The sequence below is a fragment of the Vibrio sp. J2-3(2022) genome (genome assembly GCF_021725735.1).
GTDB lineage: Bacteria > Pseudomonadota > Gammaproteobacteria > Enterobacterales > Vibrionaceae > Vibrio > Vibrio diabolicus.
The window spans coordinates 765101-791067 of record NZ_JAKKCK010000001.1 but is presented as its reverse complement, the minus strand read 5'-3'; the positions used below and the strand labels follow the sequence as shown (position 1 = coordinate 791067).

23 protein-coding genes are annotated in these 25967 nt (G+C 43.8%); 10 read left to right on the top strand and 13 right to left on the bottom strand.

Features of this window, described 5'->3' with window-relative positions; genetic code table 11:
- Positions 1-63 precede the first annotated feature (63 nt).
- Both L3V27_RS03405 and L3V27_RS03400 read right to left on the bottom strand, forming a co-directional pair.
- Entirely contained in the window at positions 64-2520 is a 2457-nt protein-coding gene (locus L3V27_RS03405; RefSeq protein ID WP_237311026.1) for an FtsX-like permease family protein, read from the bottom strand.
- Positions 2520-3212, bottom strand: coding sequence for an ABC transporter ATP-binding protein (locus L3V27_RS03400; RefSeq protein ID WP_237311025.1), 693 nt, complete (start codon positions 3210-3212; stop codon positions 2520-2522). The genes L3V27_RS03405 and L3V27_RS03400 overlap by 1 nt, the downstream gene beginning before the upstream one ends.
- Here L3V27_RS03400 and tesA point away from each other — a divergent pair.
- The 4 genes from tesA (at position 3211) to L3V27_RS03380 (ending at position 8913) form a co-directional block, all read left to right on the top strand.
- A complete protein-coding gene (gene tesA / locus L3V27_RS03395) occupies positions 3211-3813 on the top strand; it encodes a multifunctional acyl-CoA thioesterase I/protease I/lysophospholipase L1 (RefSeq protein ID WP_005395483.1) in 603 nt (200 codons plus the stop codon). The two genes, L3V27_RS03400 and tesA, sit on opposite strands and share 2 nt — an antisense overlap.
- A gap of 82 nt (positions 3814-3895) precedes the next feature.
- Positions 3896-5095, top strand: coding sequence for an enoyl-ACP reductase FabV (fabV, locus tag L3V27_RS03390; protein WP_237311024.1), 1200 nt, complete (start codon positions 3896-3898; stop codon positions 5093-5095).
- Positions 5096-5275: 180 nt separating this feature from the next.
- Entirely contained in the window at positions 5276-7186 is a 1911-nt protein-coding gene (locus L3V27_RS03385; protein ID WP_053808423.1) for an EAL domain-containing protein, read from the top strand.
- 71 nt (positions 7187-7257) lie between these two features.
- Complete coding sequence (locus L3V27_RS03380; RefSeq protein WP_005395489.1) at positions 7258-8913, top strand: ABC-ATPase domain-containing protein; 1656 nt, start codon at positions 7258-7260, stop codon at positions 8911-8913.
- Positions 8914-8999: 86 nt separating this feature from the next.
- Here L3V27_RS03380 and L3V27_RS03375 read toward each other — a convergent pair whose 3' ends face one another.
- A complete protein-coding gene (locus L3V27_RS03375) occupies positions 9000-9620 on the bottom strand; it encodes a DNA-J related domain-containing protein (protein WP_012842300.1) in 621 nt (206 codons plus the stop codon).
- 203 nt (positions 9621-9823) lie between these two features.
- Positions 9824-10663, bottom strand: a complete 840-nt coding sequence (locus tag L3V27_RS03370; protein WP_005376329.1) for a 2OG-Fe(II) oxygenase family protein — start codon at positions 10661-10663, stop codon at positions 9824-9826.
- 242 nt (positions 10664-10905) lie between these two features.
- Here L3V27_RS03370 and L3V27_RS03365 point away from each other — a divergent pair, with 242 nt between their 5' ends.
- Positions 10906-11502: a DUF2238 domain-containing protein gene (locus L3V27_RS03365; RefSeq protein ID WP_005395495.1), complete on the top strand. Its 597-nt coding sequence runs from the start codon at positions 10906-10908 to the stop codon at positions 11500-11502.
- Here L3V27_RS03365 and cutA read toward each other — a convergent pair.
- The 5 genes from cutA to L3V27_RS03340 form a co-directional block, all read right to left on the bottom strand.
- Positions 11464-11796: a divalent-cation tolerance protein CutA gene (gene cutA, locus L3V27_RS03360; RefSeq protein ID WP_031780471.1), complete on the bottom strand. Its 333-nt coding sequence runs from the start codon at positions 11794-11796 to the stop codon at positions 11464-11466. The two genes, L3V27_RS03365 and cutA, sit on opposite strands and share 39 nt — an antisense overlap.
- Positions 11797-11810: 14 nt before the next feature.
- On the bottom strand, positions 11811-12062 hold the full coding sequence (locus L3V27_RS03355) for a hypothetical protein (protein ID WP_053349877.1): 252 nt from the start codon (positions 12060-12062) through the stop codon (positions 11811-11813).
- Positions 12046-13755: an SgrR family transcriptional regulator gene (locus tag L3V27_RS03350; RefSeq protein WP_167427492.1), complete on the bottom strand. Its 1710-nt coding sequence runs from the start codon at positions 13753-13755 to the stop codon at positions 12046-12048. The genes L3V27_RS03355 and L3V27_RS03350 overlap by 17 nt, the downstream gene beginning before the upstream one ends.
- Positions 13756-13834: 79 nt before the next feature.
- Complete coding sequence (locus L3V27_RS03345; protein ID WP_005395503.1) at positions 13835-14068, bottom strand: DUF3389 domain-containing protein; 234 nt, start codon at positions 14066-14068, stop codon at positions 13835-13837.
- Between the two features lie 6 nt (positions 14069-14074).
- The gene (locus L3V27_RS03340; protein WP_012842307.1) at positions 14075-14509 is read right to left on the bottom strand and encodes a hotdog fold thioesterase; all 435 of its coding nucleotides are present in this window, start codon (positions 14507-14509) and stop codon (positions 14075-14077) included.
- Between the two features lie 203 nt (positions 14510-14712).
- Here L3V27_RS03340 and L3V27_RS03335 point away from each other — a divergent pair, with 203 nt between their 5' ends.
- A complete protein-coding gene (locus tag L3V27_RS03335; RefSeq protein ID WP_152814675.1) occupies positions 14713-15501 on the top strand; it encodes a M48 family metallopeptidase in 789 nt (262 codons plus the stop codon).
- A 73-nt stretch (positions 15502-15574) separates the two neighbouring features.
- On the opposite strand, the gene L3V27_RS03330 is transcribed toward L3V27_RS03335, so the two are convergent.
- A complete protein-coding gene (locus tag L3V27_RS03330) occupies positions 15575-16603 on the bottom strand; it encodes a site-2 protease family protein (RefSeq protein ID WP_233059830.1) in 1029 nt (342 codons plus the stop codon).
- 423 nt (positions 16604-17026) lie between these two features.
- Here L3V27_RS03330 and L3V27_RS03325 point away from each other — a divergent pair, with 423 nt between their 5' ends.
- The 4 genes from L3V27_RS03325 (at position 17027) to L3V27_RS03310 (ending at position 21891) form a co-directional block, all read left to right on the top strand.
- On the top strand, positions 17027-18271 hold the full coding sequence (locus L3V27_RS03325) for an outer membrane protein transport protein (RefSeq protein WP_012842310.1): 1245 nt from the start codon (positions 17027-17029) through the stop codon (positions 18269-18271).
- 20 nt (positions 18272-18291) lie between these two features.
- Positions 18292-20700: a VolA/Pla-1 family phospholipase gene (locus tag L3V27_RS03320; protein ID WP_012842311.1), complete on the top strand. Its 2409-nt coding sequence runs from the start codon at positions 18292-18294 to the stop codon at positions 20698-20700.
- A 134-nt stretch (positions 20701-20834) separates the two neighbouring features.
- Positions 20835-21044, top strand: a complete 210-nt coding sequence (locus tag L3V27_RS03315; RefSeq protein ID WP_041853072.1) for a YgdI/YgdR family lipoprotein — start codon at positions 20835-20837, stop codon at positions 21042-21044.
- A gap of 289 nt (positions 21045-21333) precedes the next feature.
- The gene (locus L3V27_RS03310; RefSeq protein ID WP_005395511.1) at positions 21334-21891 is read left to right on the top strand and encodes an alkylphosphonate utilization protein; all 558 of its coding nucleotides are present in this window, start codon (positions 21334-21336) and stop codon (positions 21889-21891) included.
- 191 nt (positions 21892-22082) lie between these two features.
- Here the strand turns inward: L3V27_RS03310 and L3V27_RS03305 are convergent, their stop codons facing one another.
- The 3 genes from L3V27_RS03305 to L3V27_RS03295 all read right to left on the bottom strand — a co-directional run bounded on the left by L3V27_RS03305 (position 22083) and on the right by L3V27_RS03295 (position 25939).
- Positions 22083-22274 carry a hypothetical protein gene (locus tag L3V27_RS03305; protein WP_005376351.1) on the bottom strand — a complete coding sequence of 64 codons (192 nt, stop codon included), beginning with the start codon at positions 22272-22274 and terminating at the stop codon, positions 22083-22085.
- Positions 22275-22552: 278 nt separating this feature from the next.
- Entirely contained in the window at positions 22553-23572 is a 1020-nt protein-coding gene (locus L3V27_RS03300; protein ID WP_104970688.1) for a TerC family protein, read from the bottom strand.
- A gap of 624 nt (positions 23573-24196) precedes the next feature.
- Positions 24197-25939: a bifunctional UDP-sugar hydrolase/5'-nucleotidase gene (locus tag L3V27_RS03295; protein WP_237311023.1), complete on the bottom strand. Its 1743-nt coding sequence runs from the start codon at positions 25937-25939 to the stop codon at positions 24197-24199.
- Positions 25940-25967: the final 28 nt, after the last annotated feature.

Genomic DNA, 25967 nt, shown 5'->3' with positions numbered 1-25967 from the left:
TTTTGTGGATAACTAAAATAAAAGTGTCATGGAGTGTTCCACATTTAATAACATTTGCAGTGATTAAGTGTTTACTGGCGTTAACAATCTTTTCAACAAACTCATTACGACAAGTGCCAACGTAACAAATGTTGCTAGTGGTAAAGCTATCCACAATTCGGGGTGAATTTGTGCGTTTAGATCGAAGCCATATGTCATTACCGCGGCAACACAAACTTCCGCAGCGAATACCGCAACACCGCTAGCTATCAACGCCATAATGCCGTATTCGGCCCACAGAGTTGTATTGATCCGTTTTTTACTTGAACCTAATGTGCGATACAAACGGATCTCCTGCTGACGTTGGGATAAGCTTAATCTCAATAGCGTAAAGATAAGTAGCAACCCCGCAACCACGCCTAAAAGAGCAAGAATAGTGATTGCCGATACGATTTGTTGAATCAAATCCTGGATTTTTTCGCCCATGGTACGAATATCTAAAACAGAGACCGTTGGGTGAGCACGTGACATTGACGTCAACAACGCTTCATTTCCTTCATCAATTCTATAACTGATGAGGTAAGAACCTGGTAGATTAGCCATAACGTCGGATGAGAAAATAAAGTAAAAGTTAGGCTTCATATCACGCCATTCAACATAACGAATGGTATCTACTACCGCATCGTAGTTCTGGCTATTAATAACAAAGCGCAGTTTGTCACCAAGTTCGATGCCCAAGTCATTTGCTACATCGGCTTCTACGGAGACACTCCCCTTATTTGTCCATTCACCCGCAAGCACATCATTATACTCTGGCAGGCTGTTTCCCCACGTAAGGTTCAATTCACGACGTATTGCGTCAGAGCCTTCTCCTTCATATTCAATCTCTTTGACGTTTTGACCATTAATCTCTGTCAATCGACCACGAATAATTGGATAAGCTTGTGACCGTGTAACACCATTTTTATCTAAGGTTTCTAGGTAGCTATCGAGTTCGTAATCACCAATATTTAATGCAAAGACATTTGGTGCGTCTGCAGGTAAGGTTCTCTCCCAATCCGCGAGAATATCGCTGCGCACAAGCCAGATAATAGATAGCAGCATCAAAGACAACGCCAAAGCACCAAACTGCAGGCCACTGGTTACTGGCGTGCGGTTGATACGACTCAACGCAAGCTTCATGGCAGGTTGTGTTGAAATACGCGCAAACAATTTTGTGAGTGCGACGCTCACTGCAGCAAGCACTACAAAAAGTACTGCAATACCAATAAGAACAATCCAAACTAAGGTATTATCAGCATAAAGCAAAAGTAATGGGAGGACGGGAACTAGAACAAGCAACATTCGCTTCCAAGAACGTTGAGCTTTGCCCTGCTGTAGCACTTCTAAGGCTGGAGTTTTAATCAAACCTAGCAATGGTATGCCAAGGGCAGGAACGGTGATCAGGACTGCTGAGATAAACGACACTAGATAAGGAGTGACGCCGTAACTAGGTAGTGGCTCTGGTAATAAGTCTTTGAGTGGAATGCGCAATAAGTACTCCAGCCCACTCCCCAACAATAACCCAACGACACTGGCGCTAATGAGCAGGATTGTGACTTGAATAAACAGCCATTTTTCAATCCATCGTCGACTTGCGCCAAGGCTTTTTAGCATCACAATGGTTTGTGTTCGACTATTCACATAGTTTTGGCAAGTAAGAACCAATGTTGTCGCCGCCATAATGATGACAATCGCAACCGTTAGAGACAAATACTGCGTCGTTCGTTCAAAGACCTCATTGCTACGACTGGCAGTATCTTGCGTGCGCCAGCGATCACTAGGAGAAAGAACAGTATCTTCTTGCAGGCCTTTTAGCGTTTTATCATCGGCTTGTAGAAACAGACGGTATTGAACTCGACTCCCGACTTGAATTGCTCCTGTTTTCTCAACGTCTTTTTGATGGATGTATGCAGAAGGCATTTGCTGAAATGGGTTAAAGCTTAACCCAGGTTCCATCAGCACTGCACCTGAAACCGTAAAATCGGCATCGCCTATAGTGACGCTGTCACCCGACTTGACGTCTAGTTGAGCCATAATCCGCTCATCAAGCCAGAGTTGGTTCTCTTTAACGCGACCGGATGGGTTGTTGTTTAGTACCAGTTCTCCTATTAAAGGGTAATTGTCGTCTACTGCCCTTACGGAAATCAACTGCATACCATTGTCGCTAAATGCCATCGTGGCAAATCGTGTCATCGTCGAACGTTCTAGGTTTTCAGTCGAGGATAACAACGTGTCAGGTATAGGATTAGCAGACACAAACACCGCATCCGCTGTCAATGCATCCTTCCCCTGTTTGACGATCACCTGCTCCATTCGCTCCGCTAATGCAGAAAGCGCAAAGATGCTCGCAATCACAAGAATAAGAGCAACGCTAATAGGCCAAAGGTTCCCCTGTCTTATTTCGCCGAAACTCCAACGTATTAGGCTTTTGTTTGACGAGTGTTTTATTGCACTGCTTCTTTCTGTCGATGTTGCTTCGCTTGATGATACTGCAGACATTACACCTCCTCCTTAAGCTCACCCGCCTCCATACGATAAATACGGTCACATCGACTTGCTAGGTGACCATCGTGTGTAACTAATATCAGCGTTGTTCCATGCTGCTCATTAAGATCGAATAGCAGCTCAATCACTTTGTCTGCGGTTTGATGGTCAAGATTGCCGGTAGGCTCGTCGGCGAACAACAGTTCAGGCTTTGTCATAAAGGCACGTGCTAGCGCGACACGTTGTTGTTCACCACCAGATAATTGACTTGGTAGATGATCGACACGTTTTTCCAATCCAACAGCAGCTAATAATTCGGCGGCTCTTGCTTCATCTTCGGCTTCACCACGTAAAAGACAAGGAAGCGTGACATTGCGTAATGCACTCAAGCTCGGGATTAATAAGAAACTTTGGAAAACAAAACCTAGAGAGTCAGCGCGAATTTTTGCGCGAGCTTCATCGTCAAGTTTTGATAACTCATGACCTAACAAGGTAATTTCACCTGATGTTGGTGTATCAAGGCCAGCTAACAACGTCATCAACGTTGACTTACCCGCACCGGAAGTACCGACGATGGCGATTTTTTCTCCTTTCCTGATGTCAACATTTACATCTTTGAGGATTGTTAATTGCTCTTGATTAGTAGAGACTTGTTTAGAAACCAAATTGGCTTGAACAATAGGTGCATTAAGTACAGGTGTTTGCATGATTCGTATACTTTCCTTAGTTCTATTTTTTTGTTTTTCCGCTACTGCACATGCGAGCGAAAAGCTACTTGTCTTAGGTGATAGCCTGAGCGCGGGCTATCAGATGCCGATCGAAAAGAGTTGGCCTAGCTTACTCCCTGATGCCTTGTCAGAACATGGTCAAGATGTAACAGTTATTAATGCCAGCATTTCTGGCGATACCACAGGCAACGGCTTAGCTCGATTACCACAGCTGCTAACCCAGCACAGCCCTGATATGGTGCTCATTGAGTTAGGTGCCAACGATGGCCTAAGAGGTTTCCCTCCTAAACTTATTACGTCGAATCTCTCAAAAATGATTACCATGATAAAAGATTCAGGTGCGGACGTTGTCATGATGCAAATTCGAGTGCCACCTAATTATGGTAAGCGCTATAGCGATATGTTTTACGATATCTACCCTAAGCTTGCACAACATCAACAAGTTACCTTGATGCCATTCTTCTTGGAGCATGTGGTTATCAAACCCGAGTGGATGATGGATGATGGCCTTCACCCAAAGCCTGATGCACAGCCTTGGATTGCTGACTTTGTTGCTCAAGAATTAATTAAACATCTCTAATTTTAATGGTCTAGCTCAATAAGTTTTACTTAACTTTACGTTAATCTATTTTCAATTCCACTCATCGAGGATAGATAACAACATGCGAATAGACCCTTTAATTCAAGGTGTTGTTGCTCGCTCTGCTCACCCATACGGGTGTCATGCATCCATTAAAGAGCAAATTGAATACGTAAAACACGCCCCGCAGATCAAAAGCGGTCCAAAACGGGTTTTGATTATTGGTGCTTCCTCTGGTTTCGGGTTAGCGGCTCGTATTGCCCTCACCTTCGGAGGTGCTAAAGCTGATACCATTGGTGTCTCCTTTGAGCGCGGGCCTTCAGACAAAGGCGTTGGAAGTGCGGGTTGGTATAACAACATCTTTTTTAAACAAGAAGCAAATCACGCGGGGCGTACCGCTATCAATATTGTTGGTGACGCATTCTCTGACTCTGTCCGTAATCAAGTGATTGAAGCCATTGAAACGTACTTTGAAGGTGAAGTTGATTTAGTCATCTATAGCTTAGCGACGGGTGTTCGACCTAAACCAGAGTCTGATGAGTTTTGGCGCAGCGTAATTAAGCCTATTGGTGAGCCTGTCACTGGCGCTTCAATTATGCTGGAAAACGATCAGTGGGTAGAAACCACTTTAACTCCAGCAACAGAGGAAGAGGCCGAAGCCACTATCAAAGTGATGGGCGGTGAAGACTGGGAAAGCTGGATTGATACACTGATTAATAACGACTCGATTGCACAAGGCTGCAAAACCATCGCGTTTTCTTACATGGGACCAGACGTTACGCACCCTATCTATCTCGATGGTACGTTAGGTCGAGCGAAAATAGATTTACACCAAACAAGTCACTCGTTAAATCTAAAACTTGCCAACTTTGACGGCGGTGCTTACGCAACCGTGTGTAAGGCGTTGGTGACAAAAGCCAGTGTGTTCATTCCTGCGCTAAGTCCCTACCTATTAGCGCTTTATCGAGTGATGAAGGAAAAAGGTACTCACGAACGTTGTATTGAACAAATGCAGCGACTGTTTACCACCAAGTTATACGATCAAGATAAAGTGCCTGTTGACGGCGAACGCTTAATCCGAATAGACGACTTAGAGCTTGACCCGCAAGTACAACAAGAAGTCCATGCTCTTTTAGAGCAAATGAACGCCAATAACTTTAAAGAGATTGGTGATTACCATGGCTTTAAAGGTGAGTTTATGAAGCTAAATGGCTTTAACTTTGAAGACGTCGACTATTCGCAAGACATTTCTATTGAGTCGCTAAAATCGCTTCAACCGTAATGCTTGTTATCTGTTTCAAGTATGAGATATGTGATAACTATTCCTAGTCCTGAACACTTTTCAGGACTTTTTTTTGTTTCAAGCCCCAGCCACCCTATACTTAATTAAAAACCGAGAACAAGATAGAGCAGTCTACATTTTAAATTCACAGGAAGTGAAACCACGTAAAGGATGACCTATATGGGGAGATTGCAAACATTAGATTATGAAATCCCTGAGTCTATGCAAAAAAGCTGGCAGGAAATCGTCAACTTACTGGCTCAAATAACGCACGTACCCACCACATTAATCATGCGTATCCATCCAGATCGTATTGAAGTCAACACATCCAGTGAAACTCAAGGTAACCCCTATCGTACCGGCGATGCTGAACTGCTCGGCAACGGTTTGTATTGTGAGCATGTCATTGAGCATAAGAGCGAACTCATGGTTCCTAATGCGCTCGAGGATGAAGAATGGTGCAATAACCCTGACATCAAACTAGGCATGATATCTTATTGCGGTTTACCGTTATTCTGGCCAAACGGAGAGACGTTTGGAACCATCTGCATGCTTGATTCCAAGAAGAATGAATACAGCGACACTTACCGTCAATTGCTCGGAACTTTCAAAGACTCAATCGAAGCGCAGCTCTCCGTCGTGTATCAGCAACACAAACTCCAGCGTCTTAATAATGAACTCAAAAATCGAGTTGAGAACCGTACTACGGACCTAGCGCAGTTGAGTTACTCCCTAACAAAAGAGATTGATCGTCGTAAGGCCGCAGAAAAACAAGTGAGCTACCAAAAAACACACGATCAGGGAACCGGATTCTTAAACCGCGCAGCACTGGAAAGTGTTGTCGGAGAGACACTCGGAACGTTGGATCATAGTCAGCAATCACTGCTCGTGATAAACATTGGCTTTAGTAATGCTCGCAGTATCCAAACCCGTTATGGCTTTGAGGCCTTTGACGAGATATTAAAAGAATTTCGGTATCGCCTTGGTAAACGAGAATCGAGTTATTTTGTTACCGGAAGGCCAAGCTCGAATGACCTTGTATTACTCATTTGGGGCAACGATATTGATATGAAATTGCGTAAGCTACTGGATGATATCACCAATATTGGCTTGGGAAGCTTTTATATTAAAGACACAGAGGTTCACCTCAACTCTTATATTGGTGTTGTACAAGCCCACCAAACCAGCAATGCCAAACAACTTCTTCAAAATGCATGCTATGCCATGCTGCTGTGTAAAGAGTCTGGCGAAGCGTATAGTTATTTTTGTGAAAGTCATTCGAATGAGCTAAACAACCACAATCAATTGGAAAGCTACTTGTTGCAAGCGGTAAGAAATGACGACCTGATGCTATACTTTCAGCCCAAAGTTCATCCCCATACTCACAAATGGATTGGCGCAGAAGCATTGCTGCGCTGGAGACACCCAATACTGGGCGACGTCTCTAACGAAGCATTAATACATATGGCCGAACAAAATGGGCTTATTTTTGAAGTTGGCTCTTTTGTTCTTCGTACCGCGATAGACAAAGCTAAACAGTGGTCGGAGTTAATTGATAATTTCAAAATTGCCGTTAACGTCTCTCCAATTCAATTACAAAACGTGAACTTTGCGGAGCAAGTGCAACACCTACTCGAATCCTTCCATTTACCAGCACACTTTCTCGAACTCGAGGTGACGGAGAGCGCTTTAATTGCCGATGAAATCGTAGCACGCACAACGCTAAACAAATTGCACGAACTAGGCGTGACGTTGTCACTAGATGACTTTGGTACTGGGTACGCCTCTTTCAGCTATTTGAAGAAATACCCATTTGATGCCATCAAGATTGATAAGAGCTTTGTCCAGCAAATGGAAAAGTCGGACGATGATCGTGCGATCATTTGCTCTATCATACACATAGCTAAAAAACTGGACCTCCAAGTGGTTATTGAGGGCATTGAATCCCCCCAACAAGAGCAGTTTCTTATTGGTGAGGGTTGTGATATTGGGCAAGGCTTTCTCTATGGTAAACCGATGCCTTGTAATGAATTTGAGCAAAGTTTGTTTAATCAGCGTCTTTCAGGCGGACAATACGCCTACTCTTCCTAAGCATTCTCTTTACTAAGGTGGCGGTGGTTTCTATAATCGTCGCCCGCTTCTATTAAAAGGCCAATATCTTCATGGATCAGTTGACTGCCACGCTTAAGAAAATTGAAAAGCAGAACTACCGCGCTTATCAGCAAATCAAAGGTCAATACGACTTCACTGATTTCACTTTGTTCATCGATCACGTACAAGGAGATCCGTATGCTTCCGCGTCACGTTTTCGTGCAACTCGCGCCTGGTCCTTGACTGGTCTGGAATGGTTGAAAGACGAGTCCCCTGCTTTTCAACGAGCAGCACGTGATTTTATTGCGCGCAGTTTTGAGCAGTTTGCTAAACAAGAAAACTCCGTATCCATTTCATTGAATGGCCAAACTGTGTTGGATAGCACCGCAGTATTGTTTACCGAGGAAGGTATTGAACTGCGTTTTCGAGTTAACTTGCCTGCTGAAGGTCGTTCAGTGTTGGGGAAAAAAGCCAACAACATACTGACTTTCCATTTGCCTAAGTTTATCCGTCGAGCGACCTTAGAACGTGAACTCGACAAAGCAGCATTGATTGAGCATTGCCAAGTTGTTGAAGACCAAGACGCCCTGCGTGCACAGTTGGAAGCCAATAACCTAGTTGCGTTTGTCGCAAATGGCAGCATTCTTCCTCGAATTGCTGGCAACTGTGATCTCCCAATGAAAGAGGCGGTTGAGTTCAAGGCCCCTGAATCGCTGCAAGTGACTTTACATGCACCAAACAAAGGCCATGTCACGGGATTAGGGATTCCAAAGGGCATTACGCTAATCGTTGGTGGCGGTTTCCACGGTAAATCTACCTTACTGAATGCGATTGAGCGTTCGATTTACGACCATATTCCAGGAGATGGTCGTGAATACATCGTAGCTGATGACAAGGCAATGAAGATCCGCGCCGAAGATGGTCGATGCGTGCATCATTTGAACCTGTCGAATTACATCAACCATTTGCCAATGGGTAAAGATACAGCGGACTTTTCGACTCAAGATGCATCAGGCTCAACATCACAAGCCGCTTGGCTTCAAGAGTCTATTGAAGCGGGTGCGAGCACGTTATTGATTGATGAAGACACCTCTGCGACGAACTTCATGATTCGAGATGAACGTATGCAGGCATTGGTGGCAAAAGGTGATGAACCAATTACCCCTCTTGTCGATCGCATTGGTCAATTGCGAGATGATCTCGATATCTCTACCATTATCGTTATGGGTGGTTCAGGCGACTACTTAGACGTTGCCGACACTGTCATTCAGATGCACGACTACCAAGCGGTTGATGTGACAGAAAAAGCGAAAGAAGTGATCGCTCAGCACCCTACTCAACGTCATAACGAATCGGAAGAACGCTTACAAACCTTCCCGCCTCGCGCCCTGAATCGCGTTGCTTTGATGAATATTCTCACTGACGGTAAATTCCGTGTGAATGCGAAAGGCAAAGAGTCACTTCGATTTGGCAAAGAGTTTACTGACCTTAGCGCTTTGGAACAGATTGAGTCCGCTGATGAAGTCAACACGATTGGCTGGTTATGGTTCCAAATCGCTCAGCTTCCAGGCTGGTGTAATCATCCAGCGAAGGAAATTGAAGAAATGCTGTCTGGTGAGTGGCATGCATCGCTCCCTAAGCAAGGGGACTTAGCCAAACCACGCACACTAGACGTAATGGCTGCGCTTAACCGCATGAGAAAATCTCAGTTTAAGCCATCATGCTAGTTTTGATACGCTGATTGAGACAATCCAATGAAAAAAGGCAGCTAATAGTTAGCTGCCTTCCTTCCTTTATCTTTATTCATACCGAATCATTCGTTTCTCAGTACATTCCACGCTTCACAAAGAATTCTAAACCTTTCTGCATCACCATTCTCTCTATCTGGGTGCCAACGAAGCGCGAGCTTTCGCCACTGCTTTCTAATTTCTGCTGGTGTTGCATCAGGGTTAAGCTCAAACAGTGAGAGTGCTTTTGTTTTATCCACACTGACTGTAGACGAACCACCAATGAATTTTTGATAAGTGGTCCAAAATTCATTCAACAATCGACGCACTTCATCTTCGTCCGCTTCGTAGTTGCGCCAATCCAGATAATATTCACGCAAAGGATCGTTAATATCAACGATATGCCTCGAAGCTTCTAACGAAGACATCAGTTGGATATTCATCGCTTCAACTTGAAGCCAGGCATCTGGGTAAAGCGTTTCTTGCAGTTGGTATAGCGCGTTCATGATTAAGAAATTTCGTTTGAATAAATCCTTATCAGGAGAATCATCCAATTTCGAAATGTAGCCCTGTTCACTCAACTTGCTTGCTAAGGTGTGAACTTTCCAATCGGAAGGCTGCTTTCTAAGAATTTCTAGCATTGGCCAAAGCAACGGGTTTTCTATTGCGTGAGTCTCAATACTACTGACCGTGCGTTGTCCTTCCATTCATCCTCTCTGTTTTTAATATTGAAGCATCACACTAATCTCAGAGAAAGCTGGTCATCTGTACTGGTAAAAATGCTTGCTGACGCATATTTCAGGCCTAATTTCTGTGGCACCGAATTAAGCGTGGGTATCATTTTGTACCATAAACAACAAAAGGCCGATAGTCATCAACCATCGGCCTTTGTAAGGAGATCACGTAAAGGTTAAATAACCCCTAGTTCACGTAAACGTTCCATAAGGTAGCTATGTGCGGTGTAGCGCTCAGACAAAACCACTTCTGGCTTTGGATGCAAGAACAACGGCAATGAAATACGCGACTTTTCTTGACGGCCACCCGTTGGGTTAATTACCCGGTGAGTCGTTGAAGGAAAGTAACCGCCCGACGCTTCTTGAAGCATATCACCAATGTTGATGATTAAGTTTCCGAAGTCACATGGTACATCTATCCAATCACCTTCTTTGCTCTTTACTTGTAGTCCAGGCTCATTAGCAGCAGGCAAAACCGTTAACAGGTTAATGTCTTCATGCGCAGCAGCACGAATAGCGCCAGGCTCTTCTTCGCCTGTCATCGGTGGGTAGTGAAGAACGCGTAGTAATGTTTTGTCGCTGTTATTGATCATTTCTGACAACGCGATAGAGAACTTCTCTTGAACGTCCTTAGGTGCGTACGCTTCAACCCAGCCTAATAGCTCCTGAGCAAATGCATTCGCCCGCTCATAGTACTCTAAGATTTCAGCTTTAAGTTGCTCTGGGATCTGGCCCCAAGGGTAAACATGAAAGTACTCTTTGATGTCTTTCACTTTGTGCCCTTTCGCTACTTCAGACACAGAAGGTGGGAAGTAGCCATCTTGGGTGTCTACGTTAAAGTGAAAATCATTCTTTTGATCTGAACAGAAAAACTCATGCCAGTTTTTGTAAATTGACTCTACAAGCTCTTGTGGAATCGGGTGGTTTTTCAACACACCGAACCCTGTTTCGCGCAGAGAGGTAACGAACTGTTGAGCAGCATCGTCAGCAAGATAATCGACAGTTTCCAGTTTCATGGCTTTACTTCTTTTTTATTAGACTGAATCACGGATTCTATGGATGGGCATGTTGTAAATCAAACTTTAATGAAAAGTGCACGCGCAAACGTTTTAATGTTGAGCAGTTTGGCAATAAATCAACATTTTCAGTGATCAAAAACACCATCAAAATAACAATTGCACACCGTTCAATTAAGTGTAATCATTACCCAAGTCTATGGAGTCCCACTGTAAGATAAATTGAAGGATCAAGTAACTCTATGAAAAGCACCTCGACACTCTTAGGATTGACGATTTTTTATGCCATCGTGTTTTTATTTTCTGCGTTAGAACCTAACTCACGTGCCGTTTGGTTTGCGGAGATTATCCCAGCAATTGGTATTCTTGTTGCTATTTGGGCAATCTCGATTCGCTATCAATTCAGTAATACGGCTTACTTTTTAATGTTCATCTGGCTCTGTTTGCACACTATCGGAGCGAAATATACGTTTTCCGAAGTACCATTTGACTGGTTTAACGACATGATTGGTTCAGATAGAAACAACTTTGATCGCGTTGCGCACTTTTCGATTGGCCTTTATGCGTATCCGATAGCTGAATACTTGATACACAAGAATAAGTTCAACAAAACGTTCTCTTGCTGGTTTGCTTTGTTTGCGATCATGTCGCTTGCAGCAGGCTATGAGATTATCGAATGGTGGTATGCAGAATTGGCTGGCGGCGATGAAGGAATCGCCTTTCTGGGCTCGCAAGGTGACATATGGGACGCCCAGAAAGATATGTTGTGCGACACCGTTGGTGCAGCGTTGTCGCTGTTTTTAATGTCGGCTCAGCGTCGATTCTCTCAGCCACTCTAAATAAGGGTTAAACCCATCAACAATTGGAACCTGTACGATCTGTGCTACTTCATATTCGTGCAGGTTTTCTATTTTCTCTTCCACCAATTCATAGAGCTCTCGACGAGTTTTAATCACCAGCAACCATTCGTTGTCAGTACAAATCTCCCCTTTCCACACATAGTGACTTTCAATAGGCATCGTTTGAATACACGCGGCTAATTGGGCATCTAGCAAACCTTTAATGATCTGATCTCGATTTTTTTCGTTGCTGGTTGTGCTTAACACCATGCAGTAGTCATGTTTTATACTCATTTTCTAGCCCTTCATTATTTCATTGTCACTTTGCCGCCAATCATTTTGTAAGCGGGCGTTCCTCTCACTAGGGTATCTCTTGCAAACTCTTGCCCGCAACTGGGACAGATGCATGGGGTTTGTGTGAAATCGTCAACAATGCGCTCTTTGAAGCATTTGACCAGTGCGCCTTTTCCGCCTTTACGGTACTTGAATAGTTGAGTTTTACACTTTGAGCAATAGATATCGACAGTTTTCGTCGGCTGTTTCTTATTCGGTTTCGCCATGATTATTTTCTATATCAGGTTTTACCCATACGTTATTAAAGTCAAACCAACCTAAGGCATTACACTTTGCATTTTGTAAGGCACCGCTGTGGTCTTTATTGACACCCAACCAGCAGTGAAACATCGGAATCACCTGACAACTTTTTACCAACTGACGTCCTAGCTCACGTGCAGGGAAGTCTGGATAAACACCAGCACGCCACTGATCAACGAGCTTCGCCCATTCGCTAAAATCGTAACCAGAACTGAATTTCTCAATATCACTGTAATCCAGAAGCCAGCCAGCCAACGCGTCATTTCGATTCGTTGCAATGCCCATGGCTTTCACCCAAATATCCACTTCCTCCGGTGCGGGCGGTTGAGAATCATAACGAATAAACTCGACCTCTATACCGTGCGGTTTTAAGAGTGTCTTGATGGCCTTGGCAACTACTGGAAACATCGGATGCTTTTTCTGATACGCCACGTAAATCACCTTATCAGCCTGCGGCACGGTTCCCGCCTCTGCTGGCCTAAGGTCAATCCAACCTGGCTTAAGGCCAAAGGCTTGCAATACTCCCAGTTCCATCACTTTATCCTGAGGAACATGAGCATAAATTTGGTGACTGTTGAGAGTTTGTGATAGGAATTCTGCCCAGCGAGGGTCTTTTGCAATCCCGGTGTTTTTGTTTAGTAATAGGAATGTACAGCCAGGATCAAGCTCGACCTCATCAGATGAACCTTGTTTATCCATCTTTGGCTTAGACAAGCTTGGATAGACCATTGAAGAGTACGCTTCATCAATTACCCACACCTCAACTTGGTCCAGTAAGGGACGAAAGCCAAAGTAGCCATCAAAAGCAGTCAAAATGAGACGCTTATCATCATTCATTTTAACTTGGAACGGCCCTGTCCCTATCGGTTGTCTATCGAAGTTTTCTGAACGCAAAGCGCTTGGTAGCAAAATTTTTGCTTGCGACTCACTCAGCGCCAAAGGCAGGTAGCGATCAGGACGAACAAGTTCAATATCGACGGTCCATTCCTGTGGTGAAGATACCTTTTTTATATGAGAAAACAGGTTCAAGCTACTTAGTGCAAGCACACTTTCAAGTACACAACTGGTTGATAACGGTTCACCATTATGAAAACGCACCCCACGACGAAGATAAAAACGCCAGTGCGTATCAGAAATGGCTTCCCATGTGTGGGCTAAATCTGGCTGAAGTTGTTCATTTTCATCAAGGCGAGTTAGCCCGCTAAAAATTTGTCTGGCGATGTGCTGTTCAGAACGTCGCATCGGTTTCTGTGGGTTTAACATCGCCAATGGTCGATAATAAGGCAAACGTACCACCTGTTCGCCCTGTCGATGCTGAAGCCCTAAATAACCCTGAATAACCTGCGTTAATCGAGCCGCGTCGTTATCAAGCGCATCTAGAGCCTGGCCAATTTTCCCTTCGTCGAGATAACGTCTGGCGAGGTTTTCACTGACATCGCTACGGTTACGTTTGAAAACGAGTTTTGAGAGTTTTCCTCGACCCGCCGCTGGATGCCATTCAATCCAGCCCTCCTCTTCTAATTTATTGAGAACAATACGAGCATTACGACGTGTACAAAACAGCGCTTCGGTGATGTCTTCAAGCTGAACGTCCGTATCGTGACCGGAAAATTTTTCAAACAGTGTTTCGAACTGAACACGTAAACGAGGGCTACTCATAAAGAGGAAATTCTTATCTTATTGTTGATAAGCTAAGTTTCCTCATTTTTATCAAAAAGTGCAAACGTCACGCAGTAAATTATTGAATATCGATGCCAATTTCTCGTGCAAGATCGGCCAGTTGTTCCTCATTATCCAGCTTGATAGACCATTTACACTCTGCACCATGAGATAAAACAACGTTCGCTCCTCTACCCAGTAACTGGATAGAATCGGTTTGCGCTTGTAAGGTTACCATTGCACTGCCGGAGAGCTTAATCACGATTTCACGCTGGGTAGCAATGATTTTTCCTAATGAAAACTCAATCACCATCTTGCTTTATACCGACTTCGTTTTATGTTGCTTCACTGCGATAGTTAAGCGACTGGTACACACTAATCGGCCTCGTTCATCAGTTATGTCGATTTGCCACACTTGTGTTGAAACGCCAAGGTGTACGGGTTTTGCCGTACCAATCACATGACCACTTCGCATTGCACGTACATGGTTCGCGTTGATATCCAAACCGACACAGTAACTCCCCTCATCAACAGAGAAATTCGCAGCTAAAGAGCCTAATGTTTCTGCGAGTACAACAGAAGCGCCACCATGAAGCATTCCTAAAGGTTGATGAGTAAAACTACATACAGGCATGGTTGCTGTAAGGGAGTCATCCGTGAAATCTGTGTATTCAATTTGTAGATGCTCGATCAGGGTATTTTTTGATGTAGCATTCAGAATCTCTATGCTAACGGGCTTTTTCCATATACTCATTGTTTTACTCTTAATTTCACAAATTGGTTTGTCGGATTGTAACGATTTATTAGAGAGCTAGCATAGACTTTACTTAGGTCTAACTTCAAGGTGTAACATCTTGGCCTCCTTGCCAGTTGATGAATAATTTGATCCATGCATCGTGTTACTATTTGGGTATATACTATTGCTTCAAAACAAAAATAATTTAGATGGAGCCTATTATGAAGGTATGGATGAAAGCCTCTGCTCTTTTAACTATCGCGGGCTTAACGGCATGTAGCGCATCACCGACTGGCCGTAACCAGATCCTGATGTTTTCAGATCAAGAAATGTCATCGCTTGGCGCCAAATCTTTCGAACAAATGAAGAAAGATATCCCAATCAGCAAAGATCGCAAAACGAATGCCTACGTACAATGCGTTGCCAAACACATCACTGACACCATTCCTGCACAAGCTGGATTTAAAGATTGGGAGGTGGTTGTTTTTGATAGTGAACAAGTCAATGCGTTTGCTCTACCTGGTGGGAAGATCGGCGTTTACACCGGGCTTTTAGGTGTCGCGAAAAACCAAGATCAGTTGGCAACAGTCATTGGTCACGAAGTGGCTCACGTCCTTGCTGACCACAGTAATGAACGCCTTTCACAAAGCCAGTTAGCAAATGCGGGATTGTCTCTGGCAAACGTTGCTATAGGAGCTTCCGAGTACAAACAGTATCAGCAAATGACGATGGCGGCACTTGGTGTCGGTGTCCAATACGGTGTTATTTTGCCATACGGTCGTACACAGGAATCCGAGGCTGATATTGTCGGGCTTGAGTTTATGGCAAAAGCAGGCTTCGACCCACGTCAAAGTGTCGATTTATGGAAAAATATGAGTGCTGCATCCGGTGGCTCTCAACCTCCTGAATTCTTCTCAACTCACCCATCGCACAGTACGCGTATTAAAGATTTACAAGCAACCATAAATAAGTTGCCTGCGTATAAGGCGAAAGCGCCAAAATGTGGCTAAACTTCTGCTACCAGTGTCTATTTTTCGCAAAAAAGCTCCCTAGGGAGCTTTTTTAATGGGTATAAGGAATAGTTTAAGTACCCAGTATCTGTAGTGGCAAGCTCAACAGGCTATCTCCAAGGGTAGCAAAATACCAAATGATAGCGACAAAACCACCGACAGAAACCAAGTACCAAGCAAGTGAGAAGAGTTGTCCGTAACGGGTTAACGGCAATAAATGACTATGATGTCGACCTCTCCATTCCATGACCACTTCTAGCATCCCCATTAACAATAAAAACCCTAGCAATGTCAGCCCGAAAGAATAGCTGATAAAAATACCCAACAAGGCAGCAGCTATACTGCCGACTAATCCAACCCAAGTGTTCATTGAGAAGGTAATGCTTTTGAGTACATGACCACCATCTAGTGGCAGAATAGGCAACAGATTAAACAGGTTTAGTAACGCGTTAAACACTGCTAGGCCAGCGAAGAGCACCTCTCCAGTCATCCAATAAAGCAAAGTAAACGCGATGCTAAGAACTAAACCAAAAAATGGTCCCATAATCGAGATAACCACATCTTGCCAGCGTGTGTTGATCTTTTCATCACTCAGCGCTAAACCGCCAAGAAATGGAATCAAATAGATGCCCTTGGTCTTCATTCCAAAGTACTTCATCGCCCTAATATGGCCATACTCATGGAAAACTAAACAGGCGATCAAAGCTAACGCGAACTCGATAGAAAATAACCAAGAATATGCAGCAAGACTTGCAGATGCTAGCGCCACTTTGATTACTTTCGCACTCTTGAGTGCTTTCATTCCAAGCGATACTAGCCCTATCACACTTAAACGCTTTTCCGTTGGCGGTTCAACTTCTGGTACTTGGCGTTCGATGTCTTTTTCATTTCGGCAACCTTCGCTAATAAGCTCATCGTTAATTGTGGCCTTGTAACTCAATTCAAACGGTTGCCATGTTAATGAACACTCCAAATCGCATACCAGGACTTCCTCCCCTGCAGAGAGTCTAAACTGGTGAAGACAAGTGTCTGCAACATTATCACTGGCATCTATTTGGGACACCAAGGTGTTATCCCAATATAACTGCTGCCAACCAGCCATCGATCCTTCGAGCCTTAACGAACGACCTAAAAATTCAACATTCAGTAATTCCAACACGATTCCTATTGCGTCTATTGAATAACAACAAAGCGAGGCGCGAATTATGCCTGCTAAGTACAGAAACGGCAAAGCCCGCTATCTCTTGGTTTGAATGCCATTTAACCATAAAGCCCGTAAAACAATTCTGGTCGTACCATTCTCTTAAAAAATATAACGATAATACATGCCCTTACGAATCACCGTTTGACCTATGCATCATATTTAAAACGCAAAATACGCTCAAACTTTGACAAGTTATTAAACATACAATTAACATTACATTTACATCACGGTTGTGTTTCACGTATTAACAACTGGTGTAAGTATCACACAACAATTACAAGGACTTCGGTCCAACACTATGACACCCTAGGAGGGTCAAGGATGAACAAGAAGCACTGCTCTCTGCTTACAATTTCAATATTGTTTGCGTGTAATGCCCATTCAGCGGGCTTCCAGGTAGCTGAGCATTCAGCATCTGGTCTTGGTCGAGCATTTTCAGGTGAAGGAGCGGTCGCAGACAATGCCAGCGTTCTTGCACGAAACCCAGCAGCGATGACGCTTTTCAAAGAAGCTCAATTCTCGGGCGCGTTATCTATCATCGATCCTGAAGTCGATGTGTATGACACGGTTAACAAAGAACATGCAAAAGATGTTGCCCCTTTACAAGTCGTGCCAGCGGGTTATTACATCAGCCCTATCAACGATAACTGGGCTTGGGGTATCGGTATGTTCACAACATACGGTGTTGCTACTGATTATCCAGATGATATTTCTGCAGGTGACATGGCGGGTGACACTTCCCTACTTTCAGTAAACATTAATCCTAATGTCGCTTACCGTATTAACGAGTCTTTCAGTGTCGGTGGCGGTATCAACCTAGTGTACGCGGAAGCGGAGCTGACTCGTCACAAAGGCGCACTCGCCCGTATTTTAGGTGGTAATAAGTCCGATAACCTTGTCGGCATGGAAGGCGAAACTTTTGCTTGGGGTTGGAATATTGGCGCTTTGTACGAGCTAAATGAAAACAACCGTTTTGGCTTTGGTTACCGTTCTAAAGTTGATCTAGATTTTGACGACGGTGAGTTTAGTAGTTACGACTCAGGCCGAGCTCCATCACCAAAAGTGGATGGCCGTTTAAAAATCTCTCTCCCTTCAATTATCGAATTATCGGCTTTCCATCAACTGAATGAACAATGGGCAGTACATTACGGCTGGCAACAGACCGATTGGAGCACATTTAAAGAACTGAAAGCGACGAGTCCTCAATGTAATGATGGAACTGCTGGTCAATGTTTCTACAAACCAGAGAAATACGAAGACAACAATCGTTATTCTATTGGTGCCACTTACACCCTCAATGCGGATTGGACATTCCGTGCGGGCTTTGCATACGACGAACAAGCAGGTGAAGCCACATTGAGCATCCCTGACAGTGACCGTTTTTGGTACAGCGCGGGCCTGACTTACGCAATGAATGAGAATTTAACTTTCGATGCAGGCTTTGCACTTGTTAAGAGTAAATCAGGCTCTTTCACCGAGACAAATGCTCAGGATGAAGAGATCAAGTTCGACTCTGAAGGTACTGCTTACATCAGCGCGGTACAGATGAACTACACCTTCAAATAATGGGATTACGGAGTAAACCAATGAAACACACGTTTAAATTATCAATGCTTTGTTCTGCAATCCTTCTTGCTGGTTGTGGTGATAATACATCAAGCTCTGGTACTTCCGACAAAGTTCAATTTGAAGATGAAGTCCAAGCACTGCTCGACCGTGGAACATCTATCAGCTTTACGCTTCAAGGGGCGAATGCGGATGTACCTGCGCCCTCTTACTTATTAATGGACACAACAGATGGCACGCTTGGTCTGCCAACTGACGGTGATGATGCCTTAACCAACCCTAGAGCCTCGATGAATACGATGGATGGATGGTCAACGTCTATGCCAATCGTTCTGAACTTTAAAGGCGATGGTTTTGCAACGGGTATGCTGCCGTCTGGTATTAAAGTCATCAAGATTAATCAACGTTTGACCGAGTGGGATGGTAAGTCTAACCCAATCGAAGAAGTTCTCGTTCAGAACCAAGACTACGTTGTTCAAGCAAAAGGCAACTCTCTATATATCCAGTTCATGGATGCGCTTGATGAGTCAAGCGAGTACATTTTTGCAGTAACACAAGATGTTACTGACGTGAATGGTGAGCCAATCGGTACATCAGCCAGTTACGCGACAGGTAAATCGAAAGAAATCGTTTATGAAACTGGTGCTCTTGCTTCTATTCAAGCGGTGACACAAGCGGTGGAAGGCATTTTTGGTCTAGCTCAAGTTAACCCTGACGACATCGTTTACTCCTCATGGTTCAGCACTCAGTCTGTAGGTGATACTTTGGCGGCGGTTAAAGGTGTAACAGCAACCGGTTTCTCAACGGGTGCAAATACACTAAACGCCGTTTACAAAAACGATGCGAACGAAGGTTCAGTAGATTTATCAACAGCCTACACAATGACACTTGGTGCAACCCAAGACTTTAGCACTGCGCTAGACTCTGACGATGACTTTAGTAAGTACGTTAGTGATCTAGACGCGGCAAAAACGGCAATTAAAGGCCTTTATGCGAAGTCAGGTGCCGATGTAAATGTGACTCAAGGTGTGGTCAGACTGCCTCATTATCTAGAAAAAGGGGCAAACTGGAACATGCAGCCAATGGTATCTGCGATGCCAAGCCTAGCGAAGCTAAGTGCAGCACTGGCGGATCCGAACGAGCAAGCGAACATGGTTCAGCAGCTATCAACTGGCGTTTTCGCAAATAACCCTGTTGACGTGACAAAGCTTGCAACCGATCCTACAGAGCAGCTAAAACTGGTGGGTGCTAAACTCACATTAAGCGATGGTACCCAACTCGACAGTGAACGTATTGTGACTCGCTACTCCCCAGTTCCAGTCGTCAAATCGGTAGAAGATGTCGAAGTACTTGTCTTCACACCTAAATCTGGTGTCGCGACCGACGTTGTGATTTATCAACACGGCATCACTTCAGCAAAAGAGGATTCATATGCCTTCGCGTTTAATATGGTGAAAGCAGGTGTCGCTGTTATTGCTATCGACTTACCTATTCACGGCACACGTAGCTTAGATGAGCAACGTTCAGCTAATGCTAATATCTTGGCGTATCTAAATCTTTCTAACTTGGCAATCGCTCGTGATAACCTACGCCAAAGTGTACTGGATGTATTGGGTTTACGCGCGAGCTTAGTGGTATCGGCGCAAGGTGGTCTGTTGGCAGAAGGGCCTCTGCAAGGCTTTAACCCAATGACGGGTTCTAAAGTCAAAATGTTAGGTCATTCACTTGGCGGTATTGTGGCTACATCTGCCGTGGCAGCAGCAAATAACACGCTAGGTAGCCCCAACGCAGATGCACTTTACACATTTAGCTCTGCTTCTGTACAGAACTCTGGTGGCCAAATCGGCAATTTGTTACTAGGTTCAGAAGCCTATGGCGCTCAGATCAGGCATAACTTAGCATATGCTGCGTCTGCAGACTACGCGAGTTATGCAGATGCGTCATGTACACAATTGGAAGATAAAACGTGTTACGAAGCTTTTGAGGCCGCAGCAACAGAAACTCAGTTAGCAACACTAGAAGCTGGCTTCTCGCAGTTTATCTACGCGGCACAAACCACGCTAGATACCGTAGACCCGTTCACAAACGCGTCAGATTTAGTTGCTTCTGGTTCACTAACAACACCATTCCTGATGACCGAGGTTGATGGCGATGGCAATGTACCAAACAGCGTTCCAAATGCACCGTTTGCCGGGACTGAGCCTCTAGCAGCTAAGCTAGGTTTAACGACCGTAAACAGTGCTAATACAGCAGTGTCTCCAATGGCAAGCTTTGTGCAGTATAACGCTACTGCATCGCACATTACGTTTGTTTCTCCAAATGGCACACTTTCTGATATTGACCATCACGTTGAGATGCAAATGGAAAACACAGACTTCTTAATGGATGACACTTTAACGGGTGTGACTAATACTTCCGTTCTGAAGTAATCGTATCACCTCTCTTACCAAAGCCCAGTTTCGACTGGGCTTTTTCGTTCTCTATCATAAAAACCGTCCCGTATATCCTTTGCTATAGTTAAATCGGTGTCGTACCTAACTTACTTGTTTGAAAGGAAAACTCTATGCGCATATTCACTATAATGGCCACTGCTTTACTTCTTGCTGCATGCGGAAGTAGCCAATATCTTATGTCGACAAATGAAGGAAAAATTATTACTTCTTACGGTAAACCAGACCTTAACGAAGAAACGGGTATGTACGAGTATGAAGACATGGATGGGAAAGAAATGAGCATTTCAAAAGATCAAATTGTGCAGATTATTGAACGCTAGCAACATGCCCTCTATGTATTTAGAGGGCTCTCCCCATACTTCTGAGCGCAGTTAATACTCCCAACGAACCTCTAACTTCCTCAAGAAATGAAGCAACCAATTCATCACCCAAAGCAATCAATGCATTTTCTTATATACAGGTATTATTTGTTTAGCGAATATTTTACATCTTCACCCTAATCAGGTTGGAATATTGTAAAATCTCGGCTTTAATTCGCTAACACCCTTTTATTTCTCAGGATAAAGTGGATAATACCGCCACAAAATAACATTACTAAGGTGAGTCCTTATGTCTATTGAAGCTACTCTGCTTGCGCGCTGCGAGTCAAAATGTGAACTGTGTTCTTCTGAATCTCAACTAACAGCATACGCTGTCCCACCTCACGGTAACGTGACCGTTGATACTGCTATCATGGTTTGTGATAAGTGTCTGGGTGAGATCGATGAGCCAAAAGACATTAACCATTGGCGTTGTCTAAACGAAAGCATGTGGAGCCAGGTTCCTGCAGTACAAGTGACAGCATGGCGCCAACTCACTCGCCTAAACTCTGAAAGCTGGGCTCAAGATGCTCTTGACATGATGTACATGGAAGAAGAGCAAATGAACTGGGCGATGAAGGGTATGTCTGATGATGACAAAACGTTGGATTGCAACGGCACTGAACTTAAGAAAGGTGACGATGTAACGGTAATCAAAGACCTACCAGTTAAAGGCACTAACCAAGTAATCAAACAAGGCACAGTGATCCGTGGTATCAGCCTTGGTGATGATCCGAAACTGGTTTCGGGTAAGGCAAATGGCGGTCAGTCAATGTACGTGATCGCAGAATACTGCCGTAAGAAGTAATATCGTATTACTCTACAAGTCAAAACGGGGCACTATTAGTGCCCCGTTTTCATTTCTAATGAACACCCATTTGGAATAAGCTCCTCTACTCCGGTATTGACTCTGTATAGAGTTCTAGCTCCGTTATTCACGTTTGAGCAGCTAAAAAAATACCGGCTTATAGGCCGGTATTTTCATTCATTATTTCAAGATTAACGGTACATACCGATATCTTTTTGAATGTGGGCTGACAAATCTTCCGCATAGTAACTGCGTGGTGCAGTATTATCTACGAATAGAATGTCTAGTAAGTGAGCAATCAGTCCTTTGAAGTTAACCGCGTAGGTTTTCTTATCCATAGAGGTTGGTAAAGCTACATTTGTCATTTGCATTGCTTGTGCCATGATTGCCTCTCTTTAAAGCAGTAGTCTGTTTTGTTGGTTGTATATTAGTCAGTTTCTTATTGTTTAAGAAATGACAAATTTTACCCATTCGGATTAGATTATCTAATAAAACAAGTCCATTACAAACATCAAAAATACAAATGAATAATAACAGCATAAATAGTCATAAACTGTCTAATTATGTTGAATAACTTAACGTTACCTGCATAAACCCATCTAGACTAACAACATATTTTTAACATTAAGTTTCGTTGTTTATTTTATTTTTAGCGCTTTACTTATATTTTTTGATTAGTAATTTTAACGCTAGAGCGACTGTTCGACTTATTTTTGAGGAGCGATGCCACAACCGCTGATGTCATCACAACGATTAAGAATGTGAGTGACCACGTTGTCGGAATCTCATACTCTGTTCCCACCAATAACATCTTTACACCGATAAACATCATGATCACCGATAATGCTGGTTTTAAGTACACAAACTTGTCTAACATCGCTTGCAGAACAAAGTACAAAGATCGCAAACCCAACAGTGCAAACACGTTCGCGGCTAAGACTAAAAATGGCTCTCGTGTTACCGCGAATATGGCAGGTATAGAATCCAGTGCAAACATTACGTCCATCACTGCAATTACACCGACTACGATCAGCATTGGTGTTGCCACCCACTTACCAGCTTGCTTTAAGATTAAGTGATTTCCTTGGTAATCATCCGTAACTGGCAATATTCTGCGAATAAACTGCTCAGGGTATGGGTTAACCTCTTCTGCTTCACCTTTGTCGCGAGCAAGCTTAATACCTGTCCAAATAAGGAATGCGGCAAAGAGGTACAACACCCAGTGGTACTGCGCAAGTAACTGAGCACCAACCGCAATCATGATAGCCCGTAGAACTAACGCACCAATCACGCCCCAAAGCAGCGCTCGCGGACGCAAATGCTCCGGCACACTGTATTGTGCAAAGATGATGGCAAACACAAACAAGTTATCCACGCTTAGCGACTTCTCTAGTAAGTAGCCTGTTAAGAATGAAACCGTTGCTTTATCGTTCGTATAAGAGCTGTGCGGTGCGTAAAAGTCCCAGAATAAATAGATAGAACCTGCAAAAACAAAGGCAAGTAAGAACCAAAAAACACTCCAAAGGATGGCTTTTTTCATTGTTATAACGCCACCACGCGTTTGATAGATATCAAGCGCAACAAGAGCAAGTGTAAAAAGACCAAAAGCGCCATACATCGCTAATGACTCTTGAAGTGGTGCCGATTGGCTCAATTGGGTGGTACTTTCGATAAGAGACATGCTTCCTCCCATGGCGGAAGGACATGAGTTTGGTGACCTTCCGCAGACAATAACAACAAGCAGTCACATAGTAATCATGTGCTGCCAGTCAATGAATGCGTTGGTCTCGTTGAAGTGTCGGCGTGGATGAATCACGCAACACCTTTACTTACCGGATAAGCTGATGCTTAACGAGATGACGATAAGTAAACTTGCGCTAACTACTCCCCAAACGCCGCAATGATAACGCCGAATGTAACGCTTTCCAACAAAAAAGCTTTGTCCAATCGAAATAAAATTCTTATTAAAAATCAGAAAGAAATATAAAAACAAAGGAATTGGTTCAACCTCGTGAACTTTTGTTAGATGTAAAGATCAGCAAGTGACTCAAGGTGATACATTTAAGAGTCGGAGCGATGTCTCTGAGAGCATAGACACAAAAAAAGGAGCATAACTGCTCCTTTCCTAACTTCCGTGTTATTAGCAATTCAAAAACCGCTCAAAGGTACAAAGTAAACTAACGTTGACCAAATTGCGACCCAAGCAACCACCACTGCCGTATCTGTCCAATCTTTATTCCACATACTGCCACCCTCATCATCGCATGTAGCAATTGAAAGACAGCAAAATCGATACCAATATCTACTACCTGTGTTGCTGTGTATAAAGTTTGTGACTTTGATTCAAGCAGTTTGGCTCATCGGTCAGAAGTTCAATAAAACAGTCTGCCATGGATAAGTTGGTTACACGCCCCTCGCCTTTCATCTCCAGTAGCGCATCGTAACCTTCTTTCCCTTTCATGGTATAAGCGGAGGAAGTGCCTCGATACCAGGTGTCGTCTTGAACGTCGACCCATTGTTGACCATCAAAAATTGCTAATGACTGAATTCTTTCACCTTTAGGGGCATCAGCTCGGTACTCAAAGTTTAAATTGTAAGTGTATGGATAACTGCCAGAGCCAGTACCTTCCACATCATTGTTGAGTGCATTGTTTATGGCGCCTTCAAGTGCTCGGCGAATAGCACTGCCTTTTACGTCGTAAAAGCCGATCGGAACGGCAAAAGGCAACAACCGTCCGGCAATATCTGCCACTGTGATGTTGCCAGGATTCAATGATGTTCGCACGCCACCCGCATTATGAATCGCAAATTGAACCTCATGCCCGCGTTTATTTAGGCTGTACAAAAATGAACGAGCAACAGAAGAAGCCAGCTCGCTCTCACCAAACTCATCTGGGATTCGCACATGACGCTTTTTGGTGTCAATACTAGCAATGACTTGTGACTGTAACTGTCTTACCCGAGGGATGTATTTATCACTTAGGATTGCTTGAGTCTCCGGGTGTTTCTTACAGACCACCACATTAGGTTGGCCATGGATAAAGTCACACGCGGTTTCGAATACGCCTTGGTCAAGCTGTTGATTTAGTGTCGAGTCCCAAAAAATACGTCGGCCAAGTAACAGTTCATTTTGACCACTCAGCATGGTTGCTTTGCCGTTTTCATCAAATTCAATGACGCAGTGCCCCATAGTCAAAGCATGAAAGCCCGCTTGCACAACGTAGGTATCTTTTACTTTGATACCATAAGGGTCATCTTGCCCTAAACCTATTGATGAGAAATCGCCTTGCAGTCGGTGGCTATGTCCACCAACAATAATACCAATCCCCTCAACTTGTTCAGCTAACTCTAAATCACCTTCATAACCTAAGTGACTCAGAAGAATGACATTTTTAATGCCAGAGGAGTGAATTTGTTTTACGGTCGCCTTAGCGGTTTCAATTGCAGACTTAAATGGCGTATCTGCATCTGGGTTCGCGATATCGCTCATTTTATCAATGGATAATCCGAAAATCGCAACCTGCTCTCCATGAAACTCTTTGACGATGTATTGTGCGCTTTGTGTCTCCGTTTGATAGCTATACACATTGTTGCTATCGCTGACTCGGTGAGGCTTTTGAAGCGATTCATTTGATAGATCCCAGTTACCAGCAAGCAATGGAAACTGAGTGCGTTGACAGAATAAGGCAACAGGTTCATTACCCATATCCAATTCATGGTTGCCTAACGCCATCGCATCAATCTTTAACGCATTCAACAGATCGGCGTTGGCTTTACCTTTAAATAATGAGAAATAAAGTGTGCCTTGGAAACAGTCTCCAGCATGGAGAAATAACATCCCATGCCCTTGACGTTGAGCGTCGTCTCGTAGCTGCTCTACTCGGGTTGCGATGCGAGAAAACCCGCCAGCACTCACGTATGGCTCTAGCGTGAGTTCATTGTTGATCTTAAGCTTTAACTGTAATGACGTTGGCTCAAAGTAGGAATGTGTGTCATTGATGTGTGCCAGTTTGATTCTCACTGGCTTATGATTGTTATTCATCTTCATCTTCTCTCTTTTCATTCCTTATAATAAT

Excerpts from the sequence above, each read along its gene's own strand:
- L3V27_RS03350 (WP_167427492.1), bottom strand. The coding sequence starts at position 13,755 with ATGAGTAGCCCTCGTTTACGTGTTCAGTTCGAAACACTGTTTGAAAAA.
- L3V27_RS03370 (WP_005376329.1), bottom strand. The coding sequence starts at position 10,663 with ATGAAACTGGAAACTGTCGATTATCTTGCTGACGATGCTGCTCAACAG.
- L3V27_RS03305 (WP_005376351.1), bottom strand. The coding sequence starts at position 22,274 with ATGGCACAAGCAATGCAAATGACAAATGTAGCTTTACCAACCTCTATG.
- L3V27_RS03385 (WP_053808423.1), top strand. The coding sequence starts at position 5,276 with ATGGGGAGATTGCAAACATTAGATTATGAAATCCCTGAGTCTATGCAA.
- L3V27_RS03315 (WP_041853072.1), top strand. The coding sequence starts at position 20,835 with ATGCGCATATTCACTATAATGGCCACTGCTTTACTTCTTGCTGCATGC.
- L3V27_RS03405 (WP_237311026.1), bottom strand. The coding sequence starts at position 2,520 with ATGTCTGCAGTATCATCAAGCGAAGCAACATCGACAGAAAGAAGCAGT.
- L3V27_RS03400 (WP_237311025.1), bottom strand. The coding sequence starts at position 3,212 with ATGCAAACACCTGTACTTAATGCACCTATTGTTCAAGCCAATTTGGTT.
- L3V27_RS03335 (WP_152814675.1), top strand. The coding sequence starts at position 14,713 with ATGAAGGTATGGATGAAAGCCTCTGCTCTTTTAACTATCGCGGGCTTA.
- L3V27_RS03330 (WP_233059830.1), bottom strand. The coding sequence starts at position 16,603 with ATGGCTGGTTGGCAGCAGTTATATTGGGATAACACCTTGGTGTCCCAA.
- fabV (WP_237311024.1), top strand. The coding sequence starts at position 3,896 with ATGCGAATAGACCCTTTAATTCAAGGTGTTGTTGCTCGCTCTGCTCAC.
- L3V27_RS03345 (WP_005395503.1), bottom strand. The coding sequence starts at position 14,068 with ATGGTGATTGAGTTTTCATTAGGAAAAATCATTGCTACCCAGCGTGAA.
- L3V27_RS03295 (WP_237311023.1), bottom strand. The coding sequence starts at position 25,939 with ATGAAGATGAATAACAATCATAAGCCAGTGAGAATCAAACTGGCACAC.
- L3V27_RS03380 (WP_005395489.1), top strand. The coding sequence starts at position 7,258 with ATGGATCAGTTGACTGCCACGCTTAAGAAAATTGAAAAGCAGAACTAC.
- L3V27_RS03355 (WP_053349877.1), bottom strand. The coding sequence starts at position 12,062 with ATGGCGAAACCGAATAAGAAACAGCCGACGAAAACTGTCGATATCTAT.
- cutA (WP_031780471.1), bottom strand. The coding sequence starts at position 11,796 with ATGAGTATAAAACATGACTACTGCATGGTGTTAAGCACAACCAGCAAC.
- L3V27_RS03365 (WP_005395495.1), top strand. The coding sequence starts at position 10,906 with ATGAAAAGCACCTCGACACTCTTAGGATTGACGATTTTTTATGCCATC.
- L3V27_RS03310 (WP_005395511.1), top strand. The coding sequence starts at position 21,334 with ATGTCTATTGAAGCTACTCTGCTTGCGCGCTGCGAGTCAAAATGTGAA.
- L3V27_RS03375 (WP_012842300.1), bottom strand. The coding sequence starts at position 9,620 with ATGGAAGGACAACGCACGGTCAGTAGTATTGAGACTCACGCAATAGAA.
- tesA (WP_005395483.1), top strand. The coding sequence starts at position 3,211 with ATGATTCGTATACTTTCCTTAGTTCTATTTTTTTGTTTTTCCGCTACT.
- L3V27_RS03340 (WP_012842307.1), bottom strand. The coding sequence starts at position 14,509 with ATGAGTATATGGAAAAAGCCCGTTAGCATAGAGATTCTGAATGCTACA.
- L3V27_RS03300 (WP_104970688.1), bottom strand. The coding sequence starts at position 23,572 with ATGTCTCTTATCGAAAGTACCACCCAATTGAGCCAATCGGCACCACTT.
- L3V27_RS03325 (WP_012842310.1), top strand. The coding sequence starts at position 17,027 with ATGAACAAGAAGCACTGCTCTCTGCTTACAATTTCAATATTGTTTGCG.
- L3V27_RS03320 (WP_012842311.1), top strand. The coding sequence starts at position 18,292 with ATGAAACACACGTTTAAATTATCAATGCTTTGTTCTGCAATCCTTCTT.